The 25366-nt window shown below is 66.4% G+C and carries 22 protein-coding genes and 1 tRNA gene; 6 read left to right on the top strand and 17 right to left on the bottom strand.

Features of this window, described 5'->3' with window-relative positions; all coding sequences use genetic code 11:
• Positions 1-26: 26 nt before the first annotated feature.
• On the bottom strand, positions 27-536 hold the full coding sequence (locus ACQR1X_RS04785) for a MarR family winged helix-turn-helix transcriptional regulator (protein WP_434898425.1): 510 nt from the start codon (positions 534-536) through the stop codon (positions 27-29).
• Positions 526-1158, bottom strand: coding sequence for a maleylacetoacetate isomerase (gene maiA / locus ACQR1X_RS04780; RefSeq protein WP_315800910.1), 633 nt, complete (start codon positions 1156-1158; stop codon positions 526-528). The genes ACQR1X_RS04785 and maiA overlap by 11 nt, the downstream gene beginning before the upstream one ends.
• 102 nt (positions 1159-1260) lie before the next feature.
• On the opposite strand from maiA, the gene gtdA reads away from it, so the two are divergent.
• Entirely contained in the window at positions 1261-2298 is a 1038-nt protein-coding gene (gene gtdA, locus ACQR1X_RS04775; RefSeq protein ID WP_434898424.1) for a gentisate 1,2-dioxygenase, read from the top strand.
• Between the two features lie 10 nt (positions 2299-2308).
• Here the strand turns inward: gtdA and ACQR1X_RS04770 are convergent, their stop codons facing one another.
• The 10 genes from ACQR1X_RS04770 to ACQR1X_RS04725 all read right to left on the bottom strand — a co-directional run bounded on the left by ACQR1X_RS04770 (position 2309) and on the right by ACQR1X_RS04725 (position 13216).
• On the bottom strand, positions 2309-3136 hold the full coding sequence (locus tag ACQR1X_RS04770; protein WP_316216798.1) for an ABC transporter permease: 828 nt from the start codon (positions 3134-3136) through the stop codon (positions 2309-2311).
• On the bottom strand, positions 3129-3902 hold the full coding sequence (locus ACQR1X_RS04765) for an ABC transporter ATP-binding protein (RefSeq protein WP_434898423.1): 774 nt from the start codon (positions 3900-3902) through the stop codon (positions 3129-3131). The genes ACQR1X_RS04770 and ACQR1X_RS04765 overlap by 8 nt, the downstream gene beginning before the upstream one ends.
• Before the next feature lie 42 nt (positions 3903-3944).
• Positions 3945-4946 carry an ABC transporter substrate-binding protein gene (locus ACQR1X_RS04760; RefSeq protein ID WP_316239352.1) on the bottom strand — a complete coding sequence of 334 codons (1002 nt, stop codon included), beginning with the start codon at positions 4944-4946 and terminating at the stop codon, positions 3945-3947.
• 107 nt (positions 4947-5053) lie between these two features.
• A complete protein-coding gene (locus ACQR1X_RS04755; RefSeq protein WP_316183155.1) occupies positions 5054-5515 on the bottom strand; it encodes a hypothetical protein in 462 nt (153 codons plus the stop codon).
• A gap of 25 nt (positions 5516-5540) precedes the next feature.
• Entirely contained in the window at positions 5541-6023 is a 483-nt protein-coding gene (locus ACQR1X_RS04750; protein WP_316183156.1) for a hypothetical protein, read from the bottom strand.
• A gap of 109 nt (positions 6024-6132) precedes the next feature.
• Positions 6133-6825, bottom strand: a complete 693-nt coding sequence (locus ACQR1X_RS04745) for an alpha/beta hydrolase family protein (RefSeq protein ID WP_434846517.1) — start codon at positions 6823-6825, stop codon at positions 6133-6135.
• A gap of 59 nt (positions 6826-6884) precedes the next feature.
• The gene (locus ACQR1X_RS04740; RefSeq protein ID WP_434893274.1) at positions 6885-8900 is read right to left on the bottom strand and encodes a methyl-accepting chemotaxis protein; all 2016 of its coding nucleotides are present in this window, start codon (positions 8898-8900) and stop codon (positions 6885-6887) included.
• A 35-nt stretch (positions 8901-8935) separates the two neighbouring features.
• A complete protein-coding gene (locus ACQR1X_RS04735; protein ID WP_410051989.1) occupies positions 8936-9913 on the bottom strand; it encodes a TRAP transporter substrate-binding protein in 978 nt (325 codons plus the stop codon).
• A gap of 180 nt (positions 9914-10093) precedes the next feature.
• Positions 10094-10738, bottom strand: a complete 645-nt coding sequence (locus tag ACQR1X_RS04730) for an NAD(P)H-binding protein (protein WP_316216805.1) — start codon at positions 10736-10738, stop codon at positions 10094-10096.
• Positions 10739-10903: 165 nt separating this feature from the next.
• Entirely contained in the window at positions 10904-13216 is a 2313-nt protein-coding gene (locus tag ACQR1X_RS04725) for a Tex family protein (protein ID WP_316216806.1), read from the bottom strand.
• Positions 13217-13412: 196 nt separating this feature from the next.
• Here ACQR1X_RS04725 and ACQR1X_RS04720 point away from each other — a divergent pair, with 196 nt between their 5' ends.
• Positions 13413-15473: an ATP-dependent helicase gene (locus tag ACQR1X_RS04720; protein WP_434893236.1), complete on the top strand. Its 2061-nt coding sequence runs from the start codon at positions 13413-13415 to the stop codon at positions 15471-15473.
• Positions 15474-15719: 246 nt separating this feature from the next.
• Here the strand turns inward: ACQR1X_RS04720 and ACQR1X_RS04715 are convergent, their stop codons facing one another.
• On the bottom strand, positions 15720-16673 hold the full coding sequence (locus ACQR1X_RS04715) for a fatty acid desaturase family protein (RefSeq protein WP_434898422.1): 954 nt from the start codon (positions 16671-16673) through the stop codon (positions 15720-15722).
• A 14-nt stretch (positions 16674-16687) separates the two neighbouring features.
• Complete coding sequence (locus ACQR1X_RS04710; RefSeq protein ID WP_434893238.1) at positions 16688-17719, bottom strand: alpha/beta fold hydrolase; 1032 nt, start codon at positions 17717-17719, stop codon at positions 16688-16690.
• An 876-nt stretch (positions 17720-18595) separates the two neighbouring features.
• Between ACQR1X_RS04710 and ACQR1X_RS04705 the strand changes: the two genes are divergently transcribed.
• Positions 18596-19633: an LLM class flavin-dependent oxidoreductase gene (locus ACQR1X_RS04705; protein WP_434893239.1), complete on the top strand. Its 1038-nt coding sequence runs from the start codon at positions 18596-18598 to the stop codon at positions 19631-19633.
• Between the two features lie 234 nt (positions 19634-19867).
• The gene (locus tag ACQR1X_RS04700; protein ID WP_316216811.1) at positions 19868-20251 is read left to right on the top strand and encodes a hypothetical protein; all 384 of its coding nucleotides are present in this window, start codon (positions 19868-19870) and stop codon (positions 20249-20251) included.
• Positions 20252-20261: 10 nt separating this feature from the next.
• Here the strand turns inward: ACQR1X_RS04700 and ACQR1X_RS04695 are convergent, their stop codons facing one another.
• From ACQR1X_RS04695 to ACQR1X_RS04685, 3 genes are all read right to left on the bottom strand, one after another.
• Positions 20262-22397: a tetratricopeptide repeat protein gene (locus ACQR1X_RS04695; protein ID WP_434893240.1), complete on the bottom strand. Its 2136-nt coding sequence runs from the start codon at positions 22395-22397 to the stop codon at positions 20262-20264.
• 82 nt (positions 22398-22479) lie between these two features.
• Positions 22480-23172: a flavin reductase family protein gene (locus ACQR1X_RS04690; protein WP_434883770.1), complete on the bottom strand. Its 693-nt coding sequence runs from the start codon at positions 23170-23172 to the stop codon at positions 22480-22482.
• Positions 23173-23352: 180 nt separating this feature from the next.
• A tRNA-Arg gene (locus tag ACQR1X_RS04685) sits at positions 23353-23429 on the bottom strand.
• A gap of 390 nt (positions 23430-23819) precedes the next feature.
• Between ACQR1X_RS04685 and ACQR1X_RS04680 the strand changes: the two genes are divergently transcribed.
• Both ACQR1X_RS04680 and ACQR1X_RS04675 read left to right on the top strand, forming a co-directional pair.
• The gene (locus tag ACQR1X_RS04680) at positions 23820-24743 is read left to right on the top strand and encodes a spermidine synthase (protein WP_434893241.1); all 924 of its coding nucleotides are present in this window, start codon (positions 23820-23822) and stop codon (positions 24741-24743) included.
• Positions 24740-25357 carry a fused MFS/spermidine synthase gene (locus ACQR1X_RS04675; protein ID WP_434888166.1) on the top strand — a complete coding sequence of 206 codons (618 nt, stop codon included), beginning with the start codon at positions 24740-24742 and terminating at the stop codon, positions 25355-25357. The genes ACQR1X_RS04680 and ACQR1X_RS04675 overlap by 4 nt, the downstream gene beginning before the upstream one ends.
• The last annotated feature ends 9 nt before the right edge of the window (positions 25358-25366 follow it).

Here is a 25366-nt window from a genome sequence, read left to right as displayed (position 1 = left end):
CGCCCCGCAACCGCGGCGTTCAGCGATCAGCCGACCTTGCCGAGATGCTCCAGCGCATCCTCGGCGCGCAGCGGCACCCGCGACACCTCGTTGTTGAGATCGACGAGCTGCGCCAGCAAAGCCATCAGCATCTTGCGATCCGCGGCCTTCAGCGGCGCCAGCATGCGGGCCTGGGCGCGATCAACCGCCGGCATGATCGCACGGAGCAGTGCGCCACCCCCTCTGGTCAGGTAAAGGAGCTTGACGCGCTTGTCCTCGGCCGACGGTTTGCGCTCGATATGGCCCTTGCTCTCCAGCCGCTCGATCACGCTGCCGAGCGTCGAACGGTCGAAGGCGATCACCGCCGACAACCGGGTGGCATCGATGCCCGGGTGCGTCTGGATCGCGACCAGCGCCGCGTATTGCACCGGCGTCAGGTCGAACTCCCGACACTCCTCGACGAAGATCGACACCGCAATCTGCTGCATCCGCCGGAACAGATAGCCCGGCTTGGTGTAGACTGCGTCCATCGTGATGTCGGGCGGCCTACTCGGCATCGGGCTGACGCTCCGGAGCAGCATCGGCGAAGGCCGGCAGCGCCTTCGCCGCGGCTTCGGCCTGCAGCAGGCGCGGGAACGCTGCGACATCGACGCCGAAGCGGCGTGCATTGCCGAGCTGCGGCACGAGACACAGATCCGCCAGGGTCGGCGCGGCACCGAAGCAGAATGGTCCGGGCTCATGCTTGATCAGCGCTTCGCAGGCAGCGAGCCCCTCGCGATTGGCCCAGCCGGCCCAGGCCGTGACCTTGTCCTCGGGCAGGCCGAGCTCCCGGAGCCGCGCCAGCACCTTCAGGTTCTGCACCGGATGGGTGTCGCAGGCGAGCACCTGCGCGAAGGCGCGGACCTGGGCGCGCCGCAACGGATCCTTCGGCAGCAGCGGTGGCTCAGGATGGGTCTCGTCGAGCCATTCGATGATCGCAAGCGACTGGATCAACGCGACGCCGCTGTCGTCCTCGAGCGCGGGGACCAAACCCTGCGGGTTGAGCGCGAGATAGGCGGGCGCGCGCTGCTCGCCCTTGCGGAGGTGATGCGGCAGATGCTCGGCCGTGAGACCCTTGAGGTTGAGCGCGATCCTGACTCGATAGGATGCGCTGCTGCGGAAATAGCCGTGCAGCTTCATCATGGCAGTCCTCCCGATGCGATGGCTCTGGTTGTATTTGACGGTAATCAAATTGGCAGTATACTGTCAATTAAGAACGACATCTGATCATGGGAGGGACGCATGGCCGCGGTTTCGACACCAGAGCGCGAGGCGTTCTACAAGAAGATCGACGGCGAAAACATGACGGCGCTGTGGACGGTGATGAGCGATCTCATCACGCCCGAGCCGAAGAGCGCCTGTCGCCCGCATCTGTGGCAGTTCGCGGCGATCCGCGACTATATGATCGAGGCCGGGCGGCTGATCACGGCGAAGGAGGCCGAGCGGCGCGTGCTCATCCTGGAGAATCCCGGGTTGCGCGGGCAATCCAAGATCACCACCTCGCTCTATGCCGGCGTTCAGATGGTGATCCCGGGCGACGTCGCCCCCGCCCATCGGCACAGCCAGTCCGCATTGCGCTTCGTGCTGGAAGGCAAGGGCGCCTTCACGACCGTCGAGGGCGAGCGCACCCTGATGGAGCCGGGCGACTTCATCATCACCCCGTCGATGACCTGGCACGATCACGGCAATGAGACCACCGAGCCGATGTTCTGGCTGGACGGCCTCGACATTCCGCTGGTGCAGTTTCTCGACGCATCGTTCGCGCAGGGCGCGCAGGAGGACCAGCAGAAGGTCGCGCGCCCCGCGGGCGACAGCTTCGCGCGCTACGGACATAACCTCCTGCCTGTCGACGCCAAGCGCAGATCCAGGACATCGCCGATCTTCAACTATCCCTACATCTATACGCGCGAGGCGCTGGAGAACGCGAAGCGCAGCGAGGAATGGGATGCCTGCCACGGGCTGAAGCTGAAATTCTCAAATCCCGAGACCGGCGATTTCGCGATGCCGACGATCGGCACCTTCATCCAGCTGCTGCCGAAGGGCTTCAAGACCGCGCGCTATCGCTCGACCGACGCGACCGTGTTCACCGCGATCGAGGGCAAGGGCCGCAGCCGCATCGGCGACCAGACCTTCGAATGGGGCCCGCGCGATCTGTTCGTCGTTCCGAGCTGGCAATGGGTCAGCCACGAGCCGGACGAGGATGCGGTGCTGTTCTCGTTCTCGGATCGCCCGGTGCAGGAGAAGCTCGACTTGTTCCGGGAAGACCGCGGCAACGCCTGACACCTCGGGATCAGCGCCAGCGCAGGAGCCGCGCTTCGAGCATGCTGATCAGCCGGCCAACGGCGAGACCGAACAGCGACAGGATCAGGATCCCCGCCATCAGCTGATCGGTCTGCATCAGATTGCCGGCCTGCAGCACGAAGGTGCCGATGCCGGTCTCGGCGCCGATCATCTCCGCCGAAACCACGAGCATCAGCGCGACCGACGCGGTGATGCGGAAACCGGCGAGGATCGACGGCAGCGCCCCGGGCCAGATCACGCGGCGGACGATGGTCGGGAACGGCACGTTGAAGCTCTGCGCCATGCGGATCAGGTTGCGCGGCACCGCATCGACGCCGCTATAGACCGAGATCGTGGTCGAGAAGAACACGCCCAGCGCGATCGTCGCGATCTTCGGCTGCTCGCCGATCCCGAGCCAAAGAATCAGCAGCGGCAGCACGGCGATCTTCGGAATCGGAAATAGCGCCGAGACGAAGGTGATGCCGATGCTGCGCGCAATGCGCCAGAGGCCGATCGCGAAGCCGACGACGATGCCGGTGGCGGTGCCGAGCGCCCAGCCGGCTACGATGCGCACGAACGAGGCCGAGACATGCTGCCAGAGCGCGCCGCTTTCGGCCAATCGATACAGGGCGCGCAGGATCGTCAGCGGCGCCGGCAGGAACAATGGGTTGACCAGTGCGAGGCTGCCGATCAATTGCCACAGGCCGAGCGCCGCCGCGAGCGCGAGCCAGCCGGCCCATCGGCTTGCGGCCGGCGTGAAGCCGCCGCCCCGGAACGGCACTTTCCGGCTCTGCTTGCCGACGACCTCAGGCGGTTCGGCCGGGGAGCGTTCAAGCATTCTGAACCTCGCGCTCGGCATCGATTGCCTCGCTCCGGATCAGGCCCCAGAGCTCGTTCTGCAGGTCCAGCAGTTGCGTGCGTACTCCGGCATCGCCGCGGCTGCGCCGCGTCGCCGGGACGCTGACGACCTTGCGGATGCGGCCGGGACGACGCGACAGCACGACGATGCGGTCGGCGAGCCGCACGGCCTCGTCGAGATTATGCGTGACATAGACCGCGCCCATGGTGCCGTCGGCCAGCAGATCGACGAAATCCTCCATCAAGAGCTCGCGGGTCTGCGAGTCCAGCGCCGACAACGGCTCATCCATCAGCAGGATTGCCGGGCGGACCGCCAGCGCCCGGGCAATGCCGACCCGCTGGCGCATGCCGCCCGACAACTGCTTGGGATAGACGGTCCGGAAGTCGGCCAGCCCGGTCCGCTGCAACGCATCGTCGACGGCGGCGGCGCGCTGCTGCGTCGACAGCGATGTATGGAGGAGCGGAAACGCGACGTTATCGGCGACGCTCGCCCACGGCAGCAGCGCGAAGTCTTGGAACACGAACGTCAAGGGATTGAGGCTGCCGGGCGGCGGGGCTCCGCGCAGCAGGGCCTGCCCCTTGCTCGGCTGCAACAACCCGCCGAGGATCGACAGCAGCGTGCTCTTGCCGCAGCCGGACGGTCCAACGATGGCCACCACCTCGCCGGCTCCCACCGTGAACGACACGCCATCGAGCACTTCGAGCGCGTCGAAACGGTGGCTGATGGCCTCGGCGATCAGGTCCATGTCAGACGATCCCGCTGCAGGTCCGCACCGTGCCTGCCTTCATCAATCCGGCTTCACGAGGTCTTTGGCGATGATCGCAGCCGCATCATAGCCCTGGTCCGCGAAACCCTGCGCCTGAAGCCATTTGATCTGGCTGTCGATGTTCTTCACGTCGAGCTTGCCGTCGGGATCGATATAGGCGCAATTGCCCACCACCTGCTCGACCGGCAGGTTGGTGTACTTGCCGATGATCTCCAGCAATGGCCTGGTTTTGTCGTCGATGGCGGCAGTGCCGTCCTTGACCGAGGCGAGCACGACATCATGATACTCGCGCTCGGCGCGCTGAAGCGATGCCAGCAACTTGCCGACCAGGGCCGTGTTGGCCAGCGTCTTCGGCCCGGCGAACACGCCGGAGACCTGCCACGGCGTCTCGTCGCCGACCCAGCCGAGATGTTTGACGGCACCCTCCTCCATCAGCTTGCGCGCGACGGAAACCGGCATCAGCGCCGCGTCGACGGTTTCGCCCTTGATCGCGGCCGACATGTTGGACATCGACTGAAGCGGCACGATCTTCACGTCGCCGAGCTTGAAGCCGTATTTGTCGGCCAGCAGCCCCACCGAGTAGTGAAAGCTCGACCCGACCTGGGTCATCGCCACGCGCTTGCCGGCAATGTCCTTCGGCGTCTTGAGACCTGCCTCATAGGCCTTGTTGCTGGCAAAGTAGCCGATCAGCGGAAAGCCCGGGCGGTCGCGGCTCATGCCGGCGATGATCTTCAACGCGCCCTTGCCTGCAAGGTTGTACAATCCCGCGGTGAAGGCGGTCACCCCGACATCGACGTCGCCCGTGGCCGTCGCCACGGCGATCGGTTGCGCTGCATCGAAAAACTTCAGCTCGACGTCGAGGCCGGCGTCGCGGAAGTAGCCCTTGTCCAGCGCGATGAACACCGGCGCGGACGAGGATAGCCGGAGAACGCCGATCCGGAGCTTGGCGTCGTCGGCCAGCGCAGTGCCGATTGCTACGAGGCTCCAGAGCAGCCCCAGGACGAAGCCAACGCATCGGAACATCACACTCTCCAAGATCTGGCGACCCGCACACCCGGCCCAACGATGACGCCGACTTGTTGCAATATTTCGAGCCTGATGTCGCGCCAAATTTTCAGGGGATCGCAGCCTCAGAGGCCGGGCATCTTGCTCCCAGCCGCCTTGGTGCCGGCTGCCTTGGACTCGGTTGGCGTGGTCTCGACTGCCTTGGTCTCAGCGGAAAACCCATCTTCGAACCGCCCAGCTTCACTGCCCGCCCGACAGGTCAAGCCCGACAGAGCGCCGGCCATATTTTTCGCGCGGCACATCCCCTTGGCCGTGAGCTTGCGGATGTCACCATCCACCTTGAAGATGATCATATCGACGGGATAGGCGCGCGCGTTCGCGGGCTGCCGTTGTTCGACATCGCCGGGGCTCGAGACGGTCATCATCCCTCCGTCGAGCATCACGAAATAGAAGCCGGCTCGTCCATCACTGTAGCGCGTATTGAGCAAGGCACCCTTGCAGTCGGCGGTCCGGTCCTTTGCCGCGAGTACCACACGGTGGCCGAATGACGATGGGCGACGTCGCGACGAAGCCTCCCGCTGGTTCATCCTGCTTGTGCACAGGGTGACGGCCTCAGAACGTCTGCATCACCGGCTTCTCGCCATTGGACAGAAACAGCCCTTCAAAGCGGCCGATCTCGCTGTCGGCCGCGCATTCGATCAGGTCGGGTCCCTTGAATGGATTGCCGTGGCGGCACTGCCCCTTGGCCATCACCCTGTTGATCGCCGTCCGACTTTGGCCAAAGATCATCATGTCGACCGGTGTGACGAACTTGTCGGGGCCAGGTTGCTCCTGCAGATCGCCACGATTCGAGAACGTGACGATGCTGCCGTCGAGCAAGGTGAAGTAGAAGCCGGTGCGCTGATCGTCATAGTCGGTATTGAGCAGCGCGCCCTTGCATTCCGAGCTGCGATCCTTTCCAGCGACGATGAGCTTCTGGCAAGTTCCCTTCACGGTCACCATGGCGGTCAACCGGGCATCGGCGAACGATGGAGTTGCAGATTGCATCAGCACGCCGAGCGCACACACCGACACTGCCAACACCGCTGACTTCATCGGACTCCCCTCCCATGCCCTTGAGTACGACTATGCCTCAACCTCTGACGACATGGAAGTTCTATTTTTGTTCTCATATCACTTTTTCAGAAACGGCCGCTGCGGGGCGTCAGCCGGCACGGGCTTCGAGCGCCTGAAGCCACACCGCAAATGCCCCCGTCAATTCGTCCATGACGGCCTGATCATTCCGGCCGGAGCGCGCAGGCACGTGGAAGGCGTGGTCGGCCTGATCGAGCCAATGCAACGTCGCGCGCGGTCCCAGCCGCCTCACGACGGGCGCGAGCAGCTCCATCTCCGCAAGCTTGTCGCGCGTCCCCTGCAGGAACAGCATCGGGACCTCGATCGCGTCGAGATGATCGGCGCGCGCAATGGAGGGCTTGCCGGCGGGGTGAAGTGGAAAGCCGAGAAAGGCGAGCCCGGCCACGCCCGGCAGCGGCGCTGCACTCTGCGCCTGCGACGTCATGCGCGCCCCGAACGACTTGCCGCCCGCGACGAGCGGCAGCCCCGGACAGAGCCGCGCGGCCTCCGCCACGGCCGCCCGCACCGCGGCGTGGGCGAGCGCGGGCGGATCAGGGCGCTTGCTTCCCTTCTCCATGTAGGGAAACTGAAAGCGCAGCGTCGCGATGCCGCGTGCGGCAAGGCTTGCGGCGGTCTGGCTCATGAAGACGTGGCTCATGCCGGCGCCCGCGCCGTGGGCGAACACGAAACAGGCGCGCGGCCGCGGCGGGGCCATGAACAGCGCGGACACGACGCCCGCGCCGTCGACGGGAAGCGCAAGGGAGCGCGGCTGGTGCTCGGTCATGCCCCAGAGTGCGAGCCGGCGTCCCCTGCGTCAACTCCAGTGACCACCGGCTTTGCGGCTCAGGCCGCGGTCCGGATCGTCTGCAGGAAGTCGGCGACATTGCTCCTCAGCGAAGCGGCCTGCTGCTGCAGCGCGGCGGCCGCCGCCAGCGCAGCTTCAGCGCCGGCATCGGTCTGCCCGGCCACGTTGCGCACGTCGCCGATCTCCTGCGTCACCGCCGCCGTGCCGCTGGCCGCCTGTTCGACGTTGCGGGCGATCTCGCTGGTTGCGGCCCCCTGCTGCTCCACCGCGGCGGCGATCGCATTGGAGATCTCGGCGATCTCCCGCACCGTGGTTCCGAACTGGGCGATCGCGCCGACCGTCTCCTGCGTCGCGCTCTGGATGGTCGCAATCTGGCTCGAGATCTGCTCCGTCGCCTGCGCGGTCTGCGACGCCAAATTCTTCACCTCGCTCGCGACGATCGCAAAGCCGCGGCCGGCCTCGCCGGCACGCGCCGCCTCGATGGTGGCGTTGAGCGCCAGCAGGTTGGTCTGGCTCGCGATCGCCTGAATCAGTTGCACGATGGTGCCGATCCTCTCCGCCGCGCTGGACAGCCCGTCGATCAGCTCGGACGTCCGCTGGGTCTCGTGCGTCGCCCGGGTCGACACCGTGACCGAGCGCTGCACCTGGGAGGATATCTCCCTGATCGAGGCCGCGAGCTCCTGGGTCGCCGAGGCCACGGTCTGCACATTGACGGACGCCTGCTCGGCCCGGCTGGCGACCGCTTCCGCAAGGCCGCGGCCGCGTTCGGCGACGCGTGCCAGCTCGCTGGCGCTCTCGCCCATCTCGGTCGCACGCCCGCCGACGCCGGTGATGACACCCTGCATGCCCTGCTCGAACCGGCCAGCCAGATCGGACATCATGCGGGCGCGCTCGGCCTCCGCAGCTTCACGCTGTGTCGCCGCTTCCTGCTCCATGCGGCGGACAGCAAGCGCATTGTCACGGAAAATCTCCACGGCGCGCGCCATCCGGCCGATCTCGTCGCGCTGTTCACCACCGGGAATCGGCTGATCCAATTCGCCGGCCGCCAGCGACTGCATGCGGTCGGTCATGCCGCGGATCGGCGCCGACACGCTGGCGCCGATCAGCCAGGCCAGCACCGCTCCGAATATCACCGCTGCGGCTGCCGTCACGACGACGGTCTGCTTGGTATCTTCGACCGCGACGCCGGTCCTCGCGGCCTGCTCTGCACGCGCGGTCCCAAGCTGCCGGTTGATCTGGCTGACCTGGGTATCGATCGAGGCGCTCGCCTTGGCGAGTTCCGCCTGCTTGGCGCGCAGGTCCGCGGCCACCTTGATCACTTCCTCGAGCGCAGCGGCATCCGCCGTCAGAGCCTCTTTCAGCGCAGCAACCAGCGCCTTCAGCTTGGCATCATCGACACCCGCGATCTCGGCTTCCGTATCGGCAATCGCGAGCTTCGCATAGACGAAGGTGAGCCTGGCATCGTCGGCATCGCCATTCGACAACGTGTTGGTATAGCGCATCACCGCGATGCGAACCGCGTCGACGACGCTGGCCAGACGCAACGGATTCATCAGCGGCTCGCTGCCAGCGCGATTGGCGAGGGCCACCTGGATGCCGCCGATGTTGATGCCGGCAACGGCGCCCAATGCGTCGGTCTTGGTGGTCGCCGCGCGCAGCCGGTCCACGGCCTCGGCCGCGGCAACGAACGATGCGCGATAGGCGGCCAGCGCGCTTCGCACCGGTCCCACGCCGTCAGCCAGCACCTTCAGACGGCCGGACTGCTTCTCGACCTGATCGGCGAGACCGCCGACGGCGTCGATCGCCTTGCTGGCCGCATCCTTGTCACCGACGTTCCAGGTGCGGATGAATCTCTCGACCGCGCCGTTGGCACCGAGCAGCGCGGCGCGCACCTGCGACATGCCGGCGTCCCCGGCCGCGCTGGTGACGAGCTCATCCACGGTGCCGCCGATGCGCCCGACCTGGATCATGGCGAAACCGCCGAGCAACACCAGGAAGCTCAGGATCAGGGCGAAGCCGCCGAAGATTCGCGGGCGGACACCGATCCAAGACATCAGAGAAGACAGTTTCATCGATTTGCCCGGCTGTTTCACGGAGTGGACCTGATGGTGGCGAGCAGCTCCTTGCCGAAGCGCTTCTCGAAGTCGGCATCGAGCGGCCTGACCGCGTCGACGAAGGTCTTGCGGTCGAACGTCTCGATCACCTCCATGCCGGCCTTGCGCAACTCATCGAGCTTCTGCGCATCGAGCTGGGCCTGCCAGGTGACCTCCGCAGCCGCCTTGGCGGCGGCAACCAGCGCATCACGGTCCGCCGCATCGAGATGGTCGAACATCGCGCGGTTGGCGACGAAAGCGATCGGCGCGAAGAAATGCCCGGTGAGCGTCAGATATTTCTGCACCTCGTCGAAGCGATTGGCCGCGATGGTGGCGACCGGATTTTCCTGACCGTCGAGCCGGCCGTCCTTGAGCGCGGCATAGACCAGTGGGAAATCCATCGGCATCACGTCGGCGCCCAGCGCCTTGAAGGTCATCTGGTAGACCGGATTGGGGATGACGCGGATCTTGAGGCCCTTGACGTCATCGACGGTACGGACCGGACGCTTTGAGTTGGTGAGATTGCGAAAGCCCTGCTTGCCCAGCGCCAGCAGCACCAGTCCCTTGTCGGCGAACTTGGCGCCGATCGCGGCGGCGACAGGCCCTTGCGCAACCGCCTTGGCATGCGCGGTGTCACGAAACAGGAACGGGATGTCGAAGACGCCGAGCTCGGGCACCACCGCGCTGGCGATGCCGCCGGACACCACGGCCACGTCCACCGCGCCGCTCCGGGTTGCAGCCAGCACCGCCGCCTCGCTGCCGAATGCGTTGCCCGCACGCTCATCGATGATGAGCCGCTTGCCGGCCAGCGCCTGCAGCTTCACGCGAAATTCGTCCGACCCGACCTGCTGCGGATTCTGAACCTGCGAGTTGAAGACCAGCGACACCATTCGCGGAGACGCCGTCGCCGCTTGGGATCCGAGCAGGGTTCCCACCAATGCCAAGAAACAAAATTCAAGCAGCTGTCTGCGCATGAAACACCGGGCTCGTTTTTCCTCGATGCACAACTAACAGCCAGATATGGTTAAGATGTTAAGACCCCGACAGTCGCAGGCGATGAGCCGTATAACTACGGAGATCGCCGAACCCACCAATCGAATTCGATTTTTCATAAATGGCGAGACCAGGCCGCTACGCAAGAGCGGCAGGCTCGATCATCGGCGCATGGCCCCTGACAGCATCACTCGCTTGCCGGCAACTGTAGGAACAGCCATGAGCAGCGCGTTGGCGACGTCCGCCGCGGCGATGGGCTTGTAGTTCGCCGGGATCAGGAAGCCGATGATGTTGTTCAGCCTGTTGCCCCATTCCTCGCCCGGCCGGCTCGGCTGTCCCAGCTCCGTCCGCGCGCCGACCAGCAGCGAAGGCCGCGCGATCACCAGTCCCTCGAAGGGCAGCGCGGTGAGCTCATCCTCGAGCTCACCCTTCACCCGGCTATAGAAGACGCGCGACGTGCTATCTGCCCCCATCGCGCTGACCAGACCGACGCGCCTGGTGCCGCTCGCGAGCGCGGCCCTGGCGACGGCGAGGTTTGCGTCGTGATCGATGGCGCGGAAGGCGGCCTGGCTCCCGGCCACCTTGATCGTGGTCCCCAGAGCCAGATAGAGCTCGTCGGCCGGCGGCAGGGACGGCAGCGCGGTGAAATCCACGACATGGGCCGTCAGCTTGGGTGAAACGTCAGGGGGCGCACGGCGGCCGACGACGTGCACATGATCCACGGTCGGATCGGCGAGCAGACCGCGAAGCAGCTCCCGTCCCACCAGCCCGGTTGCGCCGGCAATGATCACGGTCCGGTTCGTCATGCGCGGTCCCCACTCACAACCCGCCGACCAATGTACGCGTGGCCGCGGAGATAGGGAAGGCGGCAACGACACGACGCCGAATGCCACGACGCCGAATGCCATGGCGCCGCAGAGATGGCGCCGCAGACGGGACATGCCCTCCGCGGCGCCTCATCACCATCCGCCTCAGGCGCCCTTGCGCCGCTCCGCGGCCTTGGCCATCGCCGCGGCGAACGCGCCGCCGCCGGACGGCTTCTCCTCACGCGTGGTCATGCGCCCCGCAGGCGGCCGTGCGCTGGTCCGCTTCTCGCCCTTGGCCGGCAGCGGATCGGACAGCCGAAGCGTCAGCGAGATGCGGTTGCGCGGCACGTCGACGTCGAGCACCTTGACCTTCACGACCTGCCCCGGCTTCACCACCTCGCGCGGATCGTTGATGCGCTTCTCGGACATCGCCGAGATGTGGATCAGGCCGTCCTGGTGCACGCCGATATCGGCAAAGGCGCCGAAAGCCGCGACGTTGGTGATGGTCGCCTCCAGGATCATGCCCGGCTTGAGATGGGTGATCTTCTCGACGCCCTCCTGGAAGGTCGCGGTCTTGAACTCCGGACGCGGATCGCGGCCCGGCTTCTCCAGCTCCTTGATGATGTCGGTGACCGTCGGCACGCCGAAGCGCTCGTCGGCGAACTTCGCCGGATTGAGCGTCTTCAAGGTCTTGGTGTCGCCGATCAGCACCTTGATGTCGCTCTTTGTCGTCTCCAGGATCTTCTTCACGACCGGATAGGATTCCGGGTGCACGCCGGAGGCATCGAGCGGGTTGTCACCGTCGCGGATGCGCAAAAAGCCGGCGCACTGCTCGAACGCCTTCGGACCCAACCGCGGCACCTCCTTAAGCTTGTCGCGGGTCGGGAACGGACCGTTGGCATCGCGATGCGCGACGATGTTCTGCGCCAGGCTCTCGCCGATGCCCGACACCCGCGCCAGCAGCGGCGCCGAGGCGGTGTTGAGATCGACGCCGACGGCGTTCACGCAGTCCTCGACGGTGGCATCGAGCGCGCGGGCCAGCTCATACTGGTTGAGATCGTGCTGATACTGGCCGACGCCGATCGAGGCCGGCGGCACCTTGACGAGTTCGCCGAGCGGATCCTGCAGGCGGCGCGCGATCGAGACCGCGCCGCGGATCGAGACGTCGAGATTGGGGAATTCCTTGGCGGCGAACTCCGAGGCCGAATAGACCGACGCGCCGGCTTCCGACACGATCGCCTTGGTCAGCTTGAGATCCGGCTTCAGCTTCATCAAATCGTTGACCAGCTTCTCCGTCTCGCGCGACGCCGTGCCGTTGCCGATGGCGACGAGATCGATGCCGTGCTTCACGCAGAGTTGCGCCAGTGTCAGCATGCTCTCGTTCCACTGCCGCTGCGGCTCGTGCGGATAGATCGTGGCGTGATCGACGAACTTGCCGGTGCGGTCGATGACCGCGACCTTGACGCCGGTGCGGAAGCCGGGATCGAGCCCGAGCGTGGCGCGGCCGCCGGCGGGGGCGGCGAGCAGCAGATCGCGCAGGTTCGCCGCGAACACGCGCACCGCCTCCTTCTCCGCCTCCTGCCAAAGACGCATGCGGATATCGAGCGCCAGCGAGGTCTTGATGCGCGTGCGCCAGGCCCAGCGCACGGAGTCCGACAGGAACTGATCGGCGGGGCGGCCTTGGCGCGAGATGCCGAACGTCACCGCGATGCGGTTCTCGTACAGCGACGGATCCTTCGAATCCTCCGGCTCCCCATCGCCGAAATCGAGCTGCAGCACCTCTTCCTTCTCGCCGCGCAGCATCGCCAGGATGCGGTGCGACGGCAGCTTGGTGAAGGGCTCGGCGAAATCGAAGTAGTCGGCGAACTTGGCGCCCTCGGTCTTCTTGCCGTGCCGCACGGACGATTTCACAGCTCCGCGAGTCCACATCTCCTCGCGCAGCGAGCCGACGAGGTCGGCATGTTCGGCGAAGCGTTCGACCAGGATCGCGCGGGCGCCGTCGAGCGCGGCCTTGACGTCCTTGACCGGATTGTCGCCGTCCTTCTTGATGAATGCCTTCGCTTCGTCTTCCGGATTCTTCATGGGATCGCCGATCAGCATGTCGGCAAGCGGCTCGAGCCCGGCTTCCTTCGCGATCTGCGCCTTGGTGCGGCGCTTCTCCTTGAACGGCAGATAGATGTCCTCGAGCCGGGCCTTGGTGTCGGCGGTCGCGAGCGCCAGCTCGATCTCCGGCGTCATCTTGCCCTGCGACTTGATGCTCTCGATGATCGCGGTGCGCCGTGCATCCATCTCGCGCAGATATCGCAGCCGTTCCTCCAAGGTGCGCAACTGCGTGTCGTCCAGCATGCCGGTCGCCTCCTTGCGGTAGCGCGCGATGAACGGCACGGTCGCGCCGCCGTCGAGCAGGTCGATCGCGGCCTGGACCTGGGCATCCCTGACGGCGAGCTCAGCGGCAATGATGGAGGCAAAATTCGACACGGTGTTCTTCCGAGATTCGTGACGGGGCTGATTGGATAGGAGTGCACGCGCGCCAGCGCAAGCGGCTGGCGGACGCTCTGTGGGCAACCGTGGCAAAAAAGACCGGTTGCGAATCATGTAAAACGCTGCCGCGACCGGGCCATCGCGTTGCACATGCGGCGCAAATCACTGATTCTTGCAGGCTGAGGGACGATTCGTGCAGGCCACGGCTGCGACATATCTCGACGATCTCAATCCGGAGCAGCGCCGCGCCGTCGAGCATGGCGGTGCCTGCGCCGCGCCGGGCCCGCCGCTGCTGATCATTGCCGGCGCGGGCTCGGGCAAGACCAACACGCTCGCGCATCGCGTCGCGCATCTGCTCGTCAATGGCGCCGATCCGCGCCGCATCCTGCTGATGACGTTCTCGCGCCGCGCGGCGAGCGAAATGAGCCGCAGGGTCGAGCGCATCGCCCGCAAGGTGCTGGGCGGCCAGGCCGAGGCCGTTACCACGGGCCTGACCTGGGCCGGCACGTTTCATGGCCTCGGCGCGCGGATGCTGCGCGACTACGCCGAGCGCGTCGGCCTCGACCCTGTGTTCACGATCCATGATCGCGAGGATTCCGCCGACCTGATGAATTTGGTGCGGCATGAGCGCGGCCTGTCCAACACGCAGCGGCGCTTCCCGACCAAAGGCACTTGCCTTGCGATCTACTCGCGTTGCGTCAACGCCGACATGCCGCTGGAGGAAGCGCTGGTGCGGCATTTTCCGTGGTGCGCGGAATGGGCCGGCGAGCTGAAGGGCCTGTTCGCCGCTTACGTCGAGGCCAAGCAGGCCAATGCCGTGCTCGACTACGACGATCTGCTGCTGTACTGGGCGCAGATGATGGCGGACGACACGATCGCGCGAGAGATCGGCGATCGATTCGATCACGTGCTGGTCGACGAATATCAGGACACGAACCGGCTGCAGTCGCAGATCCTGCTCGGATTGAAGCCTGATGGCGCGGGACTCACGGTCGTCGGCGACGATGCGCAGTCGATCTACGCGTTCCGCGCCGCCACCGTGCGCAACATCCTGGAATTTCCCGATCAGTTCAGCCCGCGCGCCGACATCGTCACGCTCGACCGCAACTACCGCTCGACACAGCCGATCCTCACGGCGGCCAATGGCGTGATCGGGCTGGCGCGCGAGCGCTTCACCAAGAATTTGTGGACGGACCGCACGAGCTCGCGCAAGCCGCAACTCGTGACCGTCAGCGACGAGACCGACCAGGCGCGCTACATCGTCGAACAGGTGCTGGCGAAGCGCGAGGAAGGCATCGTGCTGAAGCAGCAGGCCGTGCTGTTCCGCACGTCCTCGCACAGCGGTCCCTTGGAATTCGAGCTCACGCGCCGCAACATCCCGTTCGTGAAGTTCGGCGGGCTGAAGTTCCTCGATGCCGCCCATGTCAAAGACGTGCTGGCCTGCCTGCGCTTCGTTGCCAACCCACGCGACCGCATCGCCGGCTTCCGCGTGCTGCATCTGATCCCGGGCATCGGGCCGGCTTCGGCGCAGCGCCTGCTCGATGCCGTGAGTGAAAGCGCCGACCCGATCGCGCGGCTGTGCGAGCAGCCAACGCCGGCGCGCGCCGGCGAGGACTGGACCGCGTTCGTGCGCACGCTGGAGCAGTTGCGCGTCTCGGAATGGCCCGGAGATATCGAGCGCGTCAGGCACTGGTATCAGCCGCATCTCGAGCGCGTTCATGAGGATGCGGAGGTGCGCACCGCCGATTTGCTGCAGCTCGAGCAGATCGCGAGCGGCTATCCCTCGCGCGAGCGCTTCCTCACCGAGCTGACGCTCGATCCGCCCGACGCCACATCCGACCAGTCCGGCGTGCCCCTGCTCGACGAGGACTATCTGATCCTCTCCACCATCCATTCCGCCAAGGGGATGGAGTGGAATTCCGTACACGTCCTCAACGTCGTCGACGGCTGCATGCCGTCCGATCTCGGCGCCGGCTCCAGCGCCGAATTGGAGGAGGAACGCCGGCTGCTCTATGTCGCGATGACCCGCGCCAAGGACGATCTGCATCTCCTGGTGCCGCAGCGCTTCTTCGTCCATGGCCAGCCGGTGCGCGGCGATCGTCATGTCTATGCCTCCCGCACGCGGTTCATTCCCGAAGCGCTGGTGCCGCTGTTCGAGCGGACCAGCTGGCCGCGGGTGCAGAGGGGCGCGGCGGTGGCGAGCCAGGGGCCGCGCATCGATCTCGGCGCGCGGATGCGCGAGCGGTGGCGGTGAGGAGATGGCACGCGCAATGACATCAGCGCGTCGCCCGTGACTGCACCCTCTCCCCTTGTGGGAGAGGGCATCGCTACCATCAGCGTCATACTCGTTCGGGTGAGGGGTCTCTCTCCACAACAACACCTTTTCTGCGGAGAGAGACCCCTCACCCGGCTTTCATGCTTCGCATGAAAGCCACCCTCTCCCACAAGGGGAGAGGGTGCACCGTCTGCGTGGCGATGGCTTAAGCGCGAACTCATTTGCTCAGGGCTTCGCCCCATCAAAGTGCGCGCGAAACCAGGCCCAGGTCTGCCGCGTCACTTCGATGTAGCCCTGCCCGCGGTACTTGATCTCGCCGTCGACGATCGCATGCAGCTTCGGCAGCGCGTGGAACGGCACCGCCGGATAGGCGTGGTGCTCGACGTGGTAGGGCATGTTCCACGCCAGCCAATGCACGATCCGCGTGGTGAAGGTGGTGCGGGTGTTGTGGAAGGCGCTTCTGGTGTGATCACAACCGGTGTGCTCGGCGTAGAGATAGGGCCGGAGGATCAGTTGGCCCAGCAGCAGCGGCAGCACCCAGATCCACAGCAATAACGCGCTGTGCAGCGCGAACGAGCCGATCAAGAGCAGCGCGTAGCCTGCGACGTAGGCGCGCGCCTCGCGCACGATGGTGGCGCGGCGGCCGGCGGGGACCCAGGGCACCGTCACCTCACCGGTCACCGCATGCTTCAGCAGCAGCCTGAGACGGCCGGCCACCTGGACCAGGCCGGAATAGGCGATCGCAAGCTGGGTCTCCGAGCGCGGCTTGGGGCCGACGATCAGCTCCGGATCGCGGAGGGGATCCTGGGTGTGGCGGTGATGCTCCCAGTGGAACAGGCAGTAATAGTCATAGGGCAGTCCGATCAGGAAACCGGAGAGATTGCCGATCGCGAGGTTGAGCCTGCGGCTGTCGAACGCGGTCTTGTGCGCGGTCTCGTGCACCGCCATGAACAGGAAGGCGATCAGCACGCCCTGCACCGGCAGCAAGGGCAGCGCCCAGAGCACACCATGCGTTGATGCGATCACTCCGATCAGCGCACCCACTCCGATGATCGCGCCGTAATGGCTGAGCGTGCGCAGCGCGCCTTGCGCGTTGGAGCGCGTGCAGAGCTGCTGCAACACCTGCGGTGTCAGCAGCTTCGGGCGGGGCGCGAATTCGTCGGCGGGCACATCGGTCATGTCGAACTCAGCCATCAGCTCTGGAGAAGGGTCGAGACGTGGGCGTTGATGAAGTCGCGATCCGCGGGAATGCGGATCGGGTTGCCGGCACGATGGCCATGGATCGATGGGATCGGCCGCAGCTCCGCCGAGCGGGCACCGACCAGCTTGGGCAGCTCGCGCTCGTTGTCGCGCCAATCGAAATAGCGGTCGGTCCGGCCCGGCATCAGCAGCATCCGCGCGGTGATCGCGCCCAGCGCCCGATCGAGATCGCCGCCAAACGCCGCGCAGGCGCTGATGTCGCCACCCTGCCAGATCGCGATCTGCGCCAGCAGATTGTCGGCATCGCGATGCGCGAAGGCGGTGTCCCAGGTCGCGGCGAGATAGTCCTCCTGCGAGCCAAAACCCTGCTCGCGCCAGACCTCGTCGCGGTAGAACTCATAGGACATCGCCCAGCCCGCGTAGATCCGCCCCATCGCGCGCAGGCCGGCCACCGGCTTCTCCACGAATCGGCCATTCTGGAACGCGGGATCGGCCATCAGCGCTGCCTTCACCGCGTCGAGGAACAGATGATTGTAGGGCGAGCAGCGCGCGCTGCCGCACACCACCGCCGCACGCTCCACCATGTCCGGATGGCGCGCGGCCCAGTGATAGGCCTGCATGCCGCCCATCGACCAGCCATAGACCAGCGCGATCCGGCTAATCCCGAACTGCTCCTCCACGAGCCGGCGCTGCACCGCGACCGCGTCGTGATAGTTGATCGACGGGAACGGCGCGTCGCCGAACAGTTCGCGCGTATTCGAGGGCGACGACGACAGGCCATTGCCGAACAGGTTCGGAATGATGATGAAGTAGCTGCTCGGATCGAGCGCGCCGCCGGGCGCGACCAGCCACTCGGTGTCGACGTGCTGGGCGCCGAACGAGGTCGGATAGAGGATGACGTTGTCCTTGGCCGCGTTCAGCGTGCCATAGGTCTTGTAGGCGAGCCGCAGTGACGGGAACGTCACGCCCGATTGCAGCACGACGTCGCCTGCCTCGAAGATCTGATAGTCGCTGCCGGTCGCCATGTGCGTCATCCCGTGTGATCGATGATCGGAGCCTAGGTGATGCGCGGCCGCGCCACACGCCCATTTTTTGGCATGGCATGACCGCACAACAGGCGCGGCCGGCCATCGCATCGGCCGAGGTCATGCGTTCGCGCTCTCGCGGCCGCGCTAGCCCGAGCCTTGTCCGGATCGTTCGCCCTCGGAAACGTGAGGGCGCAGGGAAGACCGGGAGCTCGCCGCCCCCATGGCCCGCCTGCGAAAAAAATGCAGGCGGCAGGAACCACAGGTTCGGCTGGAACATCCCGGCCTTCCCTGCGCGATGGTTTTACAGCTGCTTCGCGATCTCCCTGGGGACCGGCTGTCTTGCCCCCATCGTCGGCGCGCTGCGCTTCCGCACCGCCGTCCGGCTTGACCTCAGCATCGGGAGGCCAGGACCACGCGACTTGACTGTCCGCAACGGATCGTTCGTCGGCGCGAAACCGCGCTGCGACCCGCTGCGGCCACCGCATCCCCGCCTCGCGTCTCGTGACGACCGCGCGTACGCCCCTCATCGATGAGGCAGGATAGATGCAATAGAGCACACTTTCTGGAAAAACGAAAGAGAATTTTTTGCCGCCTTGACATTCACGCGGACGGTGACCGAGCCGCCTTCTCCCCCTCCCTCCACCGTCATGGCCGGGCTTGTCCCGGCCATCCACGTCGTTCGCCGGATGTCGATGGGCGTGGATGCCCGGGGCATGACGTGCCTCAAGCCAACAGGCGAGCTCTCCACAGGGGATTCTGTCGTTGCCGCAACATCGAAACCCTGTGTTTCGTCCCAGCCGCTTGCAATCCGGTTCCGCCCCTTCCAGCTGACAGCGGGACGCCGTATGACGGCCCGACGCAATGGAATGAGATATGACCACACGGATCGAATTCGGCCTGGACACGTTCGGCGACGTCACCCGCGGCGCTGATGGCGACATGGCCTCGCATGCCCAGGTGATCCGCGACGTGGTCGAGGAAGCGGTGCTGGCCGACCAGCTCGGGCTCGATTTCATCGGGCTCGGCGAGCACCATCGCGGCGATTTCGCGATCTCGGCGCCCGAAGTGGCGCTGGCCGCGATCGCGGCGCGGACCTCGCGCATCAAGCTCGGCTCGGCGGTGACGGTGCTGAGCTCGGACGATCCGATCCGCGTGTTCCAGCGATTTTCGACGCTGGACGCCGTCTCGAACGGTCGCGCCGAGGTGATCCTCGGCCGCGGCTCCTTCACCGAATCCTTCCCGCTGTTCGGCTTCGATCTCAAGGACTACGAGGCGCTGTTCGAGGAGAAGCTCGATCTGTTCGTCAGCCTGCTGCCGCAGCAGCCGCTGACCTGGCAGGGCAATCTGCGCCCGCCGCTGCGCGAGCAGCTGGTCTACCCGCCGGTCGAGCACGGCCGGCTGAAGGCCTGGATCGGCGTCGGCGGCAGCCCGGAGTCCGTGGTGCGCGCGGCGCATTACGAGCTGCCGCTAATGCTCGCGATCATCGGCGGCGATCCGAAACGCTTCGCTGCCTATGTCGAGCTGTACCATCGCGCGATCAAACAGTTCGGCCGCGAGACGAAGCCGATCGGCGTGCATTCGCCCGGCTATGTTGCCGACACCGACGAAGTGGCACGCGAGGAGCTGTGGCCGGACTACAAGACCATGCGCGACCGCATCGGCCGCGAGCGCGGCTGGCCGCCGATGGGCCGCGACGAATTCGTGCAGGAGGCCGACCACGGCTCGCTCTATGTCGGCTCGCCGGAGACCGTGGCGCGGAAGATCGCCGCGACGATCAAGGCCCTCGGCCTGTCGCGCTTTCAACTGAAGTATTCGGCCGGCCCGCTGCCGCATGCGAAGCTGATGCGCAGCATCGAGCTGTATGGCCGGGTGGTGGTGCCGCGGGTGCGGGAGTTGCTGGCGGAGCAGTAGGCCGCCTCCGCGGTTCTTGACCATGTCCGCAACCGCGCCTGGCTCCTGCATCACGGGACCTGGATCAAAGGCGGGCGGCTCGTTCAGGACAATCCAAGCGAGCCGATTAAGAGAGCCTTCGTGACACGCAGCATAAGCTCGACGTCGCGCACGCCTGCTCCGATCAAGGGGGCGCAATCCGATCGGCTGCCCGGAGGCAGACGACGATCTCGCGGGCCTGGGAACGAACTGATGTTGCTGAAGATCATCGCGGTGGTTTACGGACTCTGGTTCGTCCAGGCCGCCCTGGACTCCGGCTTCTACGATACGCCGGCTCACATGGTGAGCTCGACGCTCGCGCTCGGCGGGTTGCTCGCGCTGTTCGATCATGCCTTCAGGATGGGCTTGCTCTCCGCCAACATCTGGCGGGTGGTTGCGCTTGTCTACGTCGCCGACGGCCTGGTCCACGTGGTACCGAGCGCCAAGGCTCTGATCGAGGCGCAACGTTTCGAGGTGCTGGCAGGCGCTGCGGCGATCAGCTTCGTTTTCCAACTCCCGATGCTGTTCAGCTTGTGGCGATTGTCGTTTCCGTCCACGCGCTCGGATCAGACCGGTCTCGCACGCATGGCCACGCGATAGGCGTCGGGCCTCATAAGCCTTCGACGTCCGCTCTCGGCCTCATACCCGGCCCGGGCGACAGCAGCCCGCGCTCACCTGCTACCAGCCGCGCAAGCTCCCCGGCCGTCCGCGCCAGCACACCATCCCAGGCCATCGGCTTGTCCTGGCGGAACAGCCGCATGGTCGGATACCACGGGCTGTCGGCGCGGTCGCGCAGCCAGCGCCAGTCGAGCGCGTAAGGCAACAGCACCCAGACCGGGCGGCCGAGCGCGCCGGCGAGATGCGCCACCGATGTGTCGACGGAGATGACGAGGTCGAGTGCGGCGACGGCGGCCGCGGTCTCGGCGAAGTCGCTCAGCAGCGGCGCGAGATCGATGACGTCGGAGCCAAGCTCGGCGAGCCCTAGCGCATCGCCCGGCCGCGGCTCCTTCTGCAAGGAATAGATCTGCACGCCCGGCATCACCAGCCGCGGCAGCACCGCCTGCGCGGTCAGCGAGCGCTGCCGATCGCCCTTGTGCCTGGGATTGCCGGCCCAGACGACGCCGACTTTCAACGACGGCGCGCGGCCCAGCACGCTGCGCCACGCGGCCATCTTGATCGGATCAGCTGCGAGATAAGGCACCTCGGCCGGGATCGTCTCCAAGGTCGTGCCGAAGATCCGCGGCAGATCCATCAGCGGCAGTTGCAGGTCGAACGGCGGCAGCTTCTCGCCGCGCCCGACCACCGTGACGCCGTCGAGGCTGCGCAGCAACGGCGCGATCGCCGGCTGCACCTGCAGCACGATGTTGCCGCCCATCGCCTTGGCGCGATCGACATAGCGCACGAACTGCAGCGCATCGCCGATGCCATATTCGGCGAACAGCAGCAGGGTGCGTCCGTCGAGCGGCGCGCCCTGCCATTCCGGCGCGTCGAAGCGCGGCATGCCCGCGGAGAGGTCCGGACAGTCGCGGCCCCAGCGATGCTCGGCAAAACCGTTCACGAGGTCGCCGCACATCAGCAGGAAATGCGCGTGATTGTAGCGGGCGAGCGCATTGTCGGGCGCCAGCGCGATCGCACGATGCGAGGCGGCCAGCGCCGCGTCGATGTCGCCGGCGTTGCGCAGCGCCACCGCGAGGTTGGCGTGGCCCTTGGCGTAACCGGGATCGGAGGCCACGGCGCGGCGATGCGCCGCGACGGCCTCGATGGTCTCGCCGCGCATCTCATGGATGATGCCCAGATTGGTATGCGCCGGGGCGTGATCGGGCAGCAAGGCCAGCGCGTGCTCGCAGGCGGCAATCGCCGCATCGAGCTGGCCGGTCCCGCACAGGCAGGCCGCGAGATTGCTGAGCACGACCACATCGGTGGGATCGAGCACCGCGGCGCGCCGATAGGCCTCGACGGCCTCGGCCGGGCGGTCGGCCTCATGCAGCGCGTGCCCGAGCAGCCGTGCAGCGTTGGCATCGCCGGGCGCGAGATCGCAGGCCCGACGATAATGGACCGCGGCCTCGGCAAAGGCGCGCTGCTTGTAGAGCACATCGCCAAGGCTGAGATGCAGGCCGGCATCGTCCCGCCGTGCGGCGAGCGCATGCTGATAGGCCGGCACCGCCGCTGCATAGTCTGCCTGGTCGGCGAGCACATGCGCCAGCGCCCGCCACGCCTCGGGGTGGGCCGGGTCGCGTTCGAGCAGCGCACGGTAGACGGCTTCGGCCTCCGCGAGGCGGCCCTGACGCGTCAGGGCCAGCGCGAGATTCCAGCGCGCATGCGCGAGCGCAGGATCGAGCGTCAGCGCCTGGCGATAGGCGGCCTCGGCCTCGGCGAAGCGCGACAGCTCCAGCAGCGCGCTGCCGAGCCTGCTCTGAATCGCCGCATCGAGCGGCCGCAACGCCGCTGCGCGCGCGAACGCATCGGCGGCGCCGTTGCGCTCGCCTTTCACCGCGAGCGCATCGCCGAGCGTGACATAGGCCGCCGCATGCTGGGGATCGCGGGCGAAGACGCGCCCGAGCAGCTCCGCGCCCTCGGCCATGCGGCCGTCGGCAAAGGCGAGGATCGCGGACAGATGCAGCGCCGGCAGATGATCCGGCACCGCCTGGAGGATGTCGCCGCACAGTGCCTTGGCCGGTCCGGCGCGCCCCGCATTGTAATGATCGGCCGCCTCGATCAGCAGCCGGTCGACAGCCACAGCCCCCATGATGTCCTTGACCTCTTGCACCCGGATGCAAGCTTGAACGGGCGGCCGGGTGATTCCAGGCGAGACTCGAGGCCGAGCCGGCTCAGCCGGCCGCCGCCTCCATCCGCGTCGGCACCTTGCGCGCGCGCTCGACATCGGGCGTGCGATAGGCCGCCTCTGGGATGGTGCCCAGCCGCGAATCGTGAAGGCGCGGGCCGAGGCCATAGAACTGCTGGAAGCTCATGATCAGCGGCCGCCATTTGTCGGGATCGATGCGGTCGCGCGCGCCGTCCACCAGGAGGGCGCCGTCGACATGAACGCGCTGGACGCGGACCTCGAAGCACAGGATGTGCCCCTTCAGCAGCGCGTCGTCATCGGCGATGCCATGCACCGCTTCGACCCGCGCTTCGAGTTGCACCGGACATTCGGCGACGCGCGGCGCGGCGACCGTTTCGGACCTGACCGCAGTGAGGCCGGCCGCGGCGAACTTGTCCGGCTCATGGCGGTAGCCCTTGCGCTGCTTCATCGCCGGCACCGGGTCCGATCCCGTGGTCAGCGCCAGGCGATCGACCGCGGCGGCGAGATCGACCGACGCCAGGTTCAGCACGCACTCGCCGGTGCGGCGCATGTTCTGCGGCGTCTTCGATCCCGCCGCGAGGCCCAGCATGCAGCGCCAGCCGAGCCAGAATGCCGACGACATCGGCGCGAGATTGAAGCCGCCGTCCTCGTTGACGGTGCTGATGAGGACGACGGGCGTCCCGAAATAGAGGATGCCCGGCTCGATCGTCGTGTGCATGGATAGCTCTCCAGGGTGATGCATTCGGCGGCGATGGCGCGCCGCGCGGACGGGGCTCGGGCCGCCGTCTCACCCGGAGAAGCTCCTCGATCGCGGCGGCGCGCTCCACCCGTTTCCCGAGCGGATCACACGCGCGACGGTTTGATCTGGAGAGGTCTGCGCGCGCAAGGCTGCGGCAGATGGCGATCCCGGCATGACTCGAACATGCGACCTACGGTTTAGGAAACCGCCGCTCTATCCAGCTGAGCTACGGGACCGGAGCCTGCACCGAAGTGCACCTGCTTCGCTGCCTCCATAGCAGACCCGGCCACCGACCGGAAGCCTCTCCGGTCAATGCCTGGACCGGACAGCCGGCCGTGGCACAACGACGCTCGGGTCCTGCGATGGGAAGACGGTGGGAACGCGGCCGCGCGATCCCGGTTGAGGCGGCGCCGACCGATCACACCCCCGTTTGGGAGGGGCGGTTTGACTATCCGGACGGCAGCCGATGGTCTAAGAGAACGGCGCCGATCCGGAACCCGGCCTCGGGATTGCCGTATTGGTCGTGCCTGAGCGCATCTCGTGGCCGGGCCAGCCGGCCGGCGCCGCGAGATCCGACTTGATTCAAGCGCGCCTGCCCATTTCAGCCGAGGGAAACAGACAAGTCGATGCTCATCCGGTCGGTCATTTCAGGCGCGCTCGCAAGCTTCCTCTCCATCGCCGCCGCAAGCGCGCAGGACACCCGCAATCTGCTGGAGTCCAAGGAGTCGCTCTACAACAACATCTATGTCTATGAGCAGCCGCCTTACCGCAGCATGACGTTCGGTCACAACCGCCGCATCTATACCGAGAGCGTCTACAACACCCGCGACGAGCTCGACCTGCCGGTCGACTATACCCGCTTCATGACCGCGAGCGTGATGTACGCCAAGAATGTCAGCTCCATTCTCGAGATCGGCTTCGGCGGCGGCCGCACCGCGTGGTACCTGCACCGCTTCCTGCCCAAGGTGCAGGTGACCTCGGTCGAGCTCGATCCGACGGTGCTGGAGCTCGCCAAGAAATATTTCGGCATCAAGGAGGAGCCGAACTTCCACGTCGCCAACCGCGACGGCCGGCTGTTCGTGCAGGAATCCAAGGACCGCTACGACATCATCCTGATCGACGCCTATCGCGGGCCGTTCGTGCCGTTTCATCTCCTGACCAAGGAATTCTACCAGCTCGTCAAGGACCATCTCGCCGAGGGCGGCGTGGTGGCGCAGAACGTCGAGCCCTCGACCATGCTGTTCGACGCCGCGGTCAAGACCATCCACAGCGTGTTCCCGCAGGTCGACTTCTACGAGGCCGGCGGCAACATCGTCATGGTCGCCTATCCCGGCGACGAGCGGAAGGCGGAAGATCTCGCCGGCATCGCGCAGGAGCGCGACAAGGAATTCGGCTTCCGCTACAAGCTCGCCGACATGCTGGCGCAGCGCAAGCGCATCGACATCGACAACGGCCAGGTGATCGACGCCAAGGCCAAGGTGCTGACCGACGACTTCGCGCCGGTGGAGGCGCTGAAGAGCATCGAGCGCCACAACAAGAAGCTGCCATGAGCGAGCACGTGTCCCGCGCCGGCATGCTGGCGATCTATGTCTGCTCGTTCCTGGTCGGCTGCGTGCTGATGGGCTTCGAGATGCTCGGCAGCCGCTACCTCAACCCGTATTTCGGCAGCGGCATCGGCGCCTGGGCGAGCCTGATCTCGACCGTGCTGTGCGCGCTCGCGATCGGCTATTTCGCCGGCAGCGCCATCGTCGACCGGCAACCGTCGACGCGCACCATCGGCACCATGATCCTGATCGCCGCCGCCTACATGGCGCTGGTGCCGGCGACCGCCGATACCGTGATGGCCGACATCCTCGACAGCATCGGCGACGGGCCGATGGCGACGCTGATGGCCTCGACCGCGCTGCTGCTGGTGCCGCTGACCCTGCTCGGCACCTTCTCGCCGATCGCCGTCAGCCTGCTGACGCGCTCGGCCGGCGAGGCCGGCCGTGTCGCCGGCCTGGTCTACGGCGTCTCGACCATCGGCAACGTCGTCGGCACGCTGGTCACGACGTTCGCGCTGATCCCGACGATCGGCTCGCGCGCGATCACCTATTATTTCGCCGCGGCGCTGGCTGGCTGCGCCGGCATCCTGTTCATTCCCTTCGGCAAGAAGCCGTCCTGATTTTCATCA

This window comes from Bradyrhizobium sp. HKCCYLRH3073 (assembly GCF_051167995.1).
Classification (GTDB): domain Bacteria; phylum Pseudomonadota; class Alphaproteobacteria; order Rhizobiales; family Xanthobacteraceae; genus Bradyrhizobium.
This window is presented reverse-complemented; position numbering and strand designations above follow the sequence as displayed.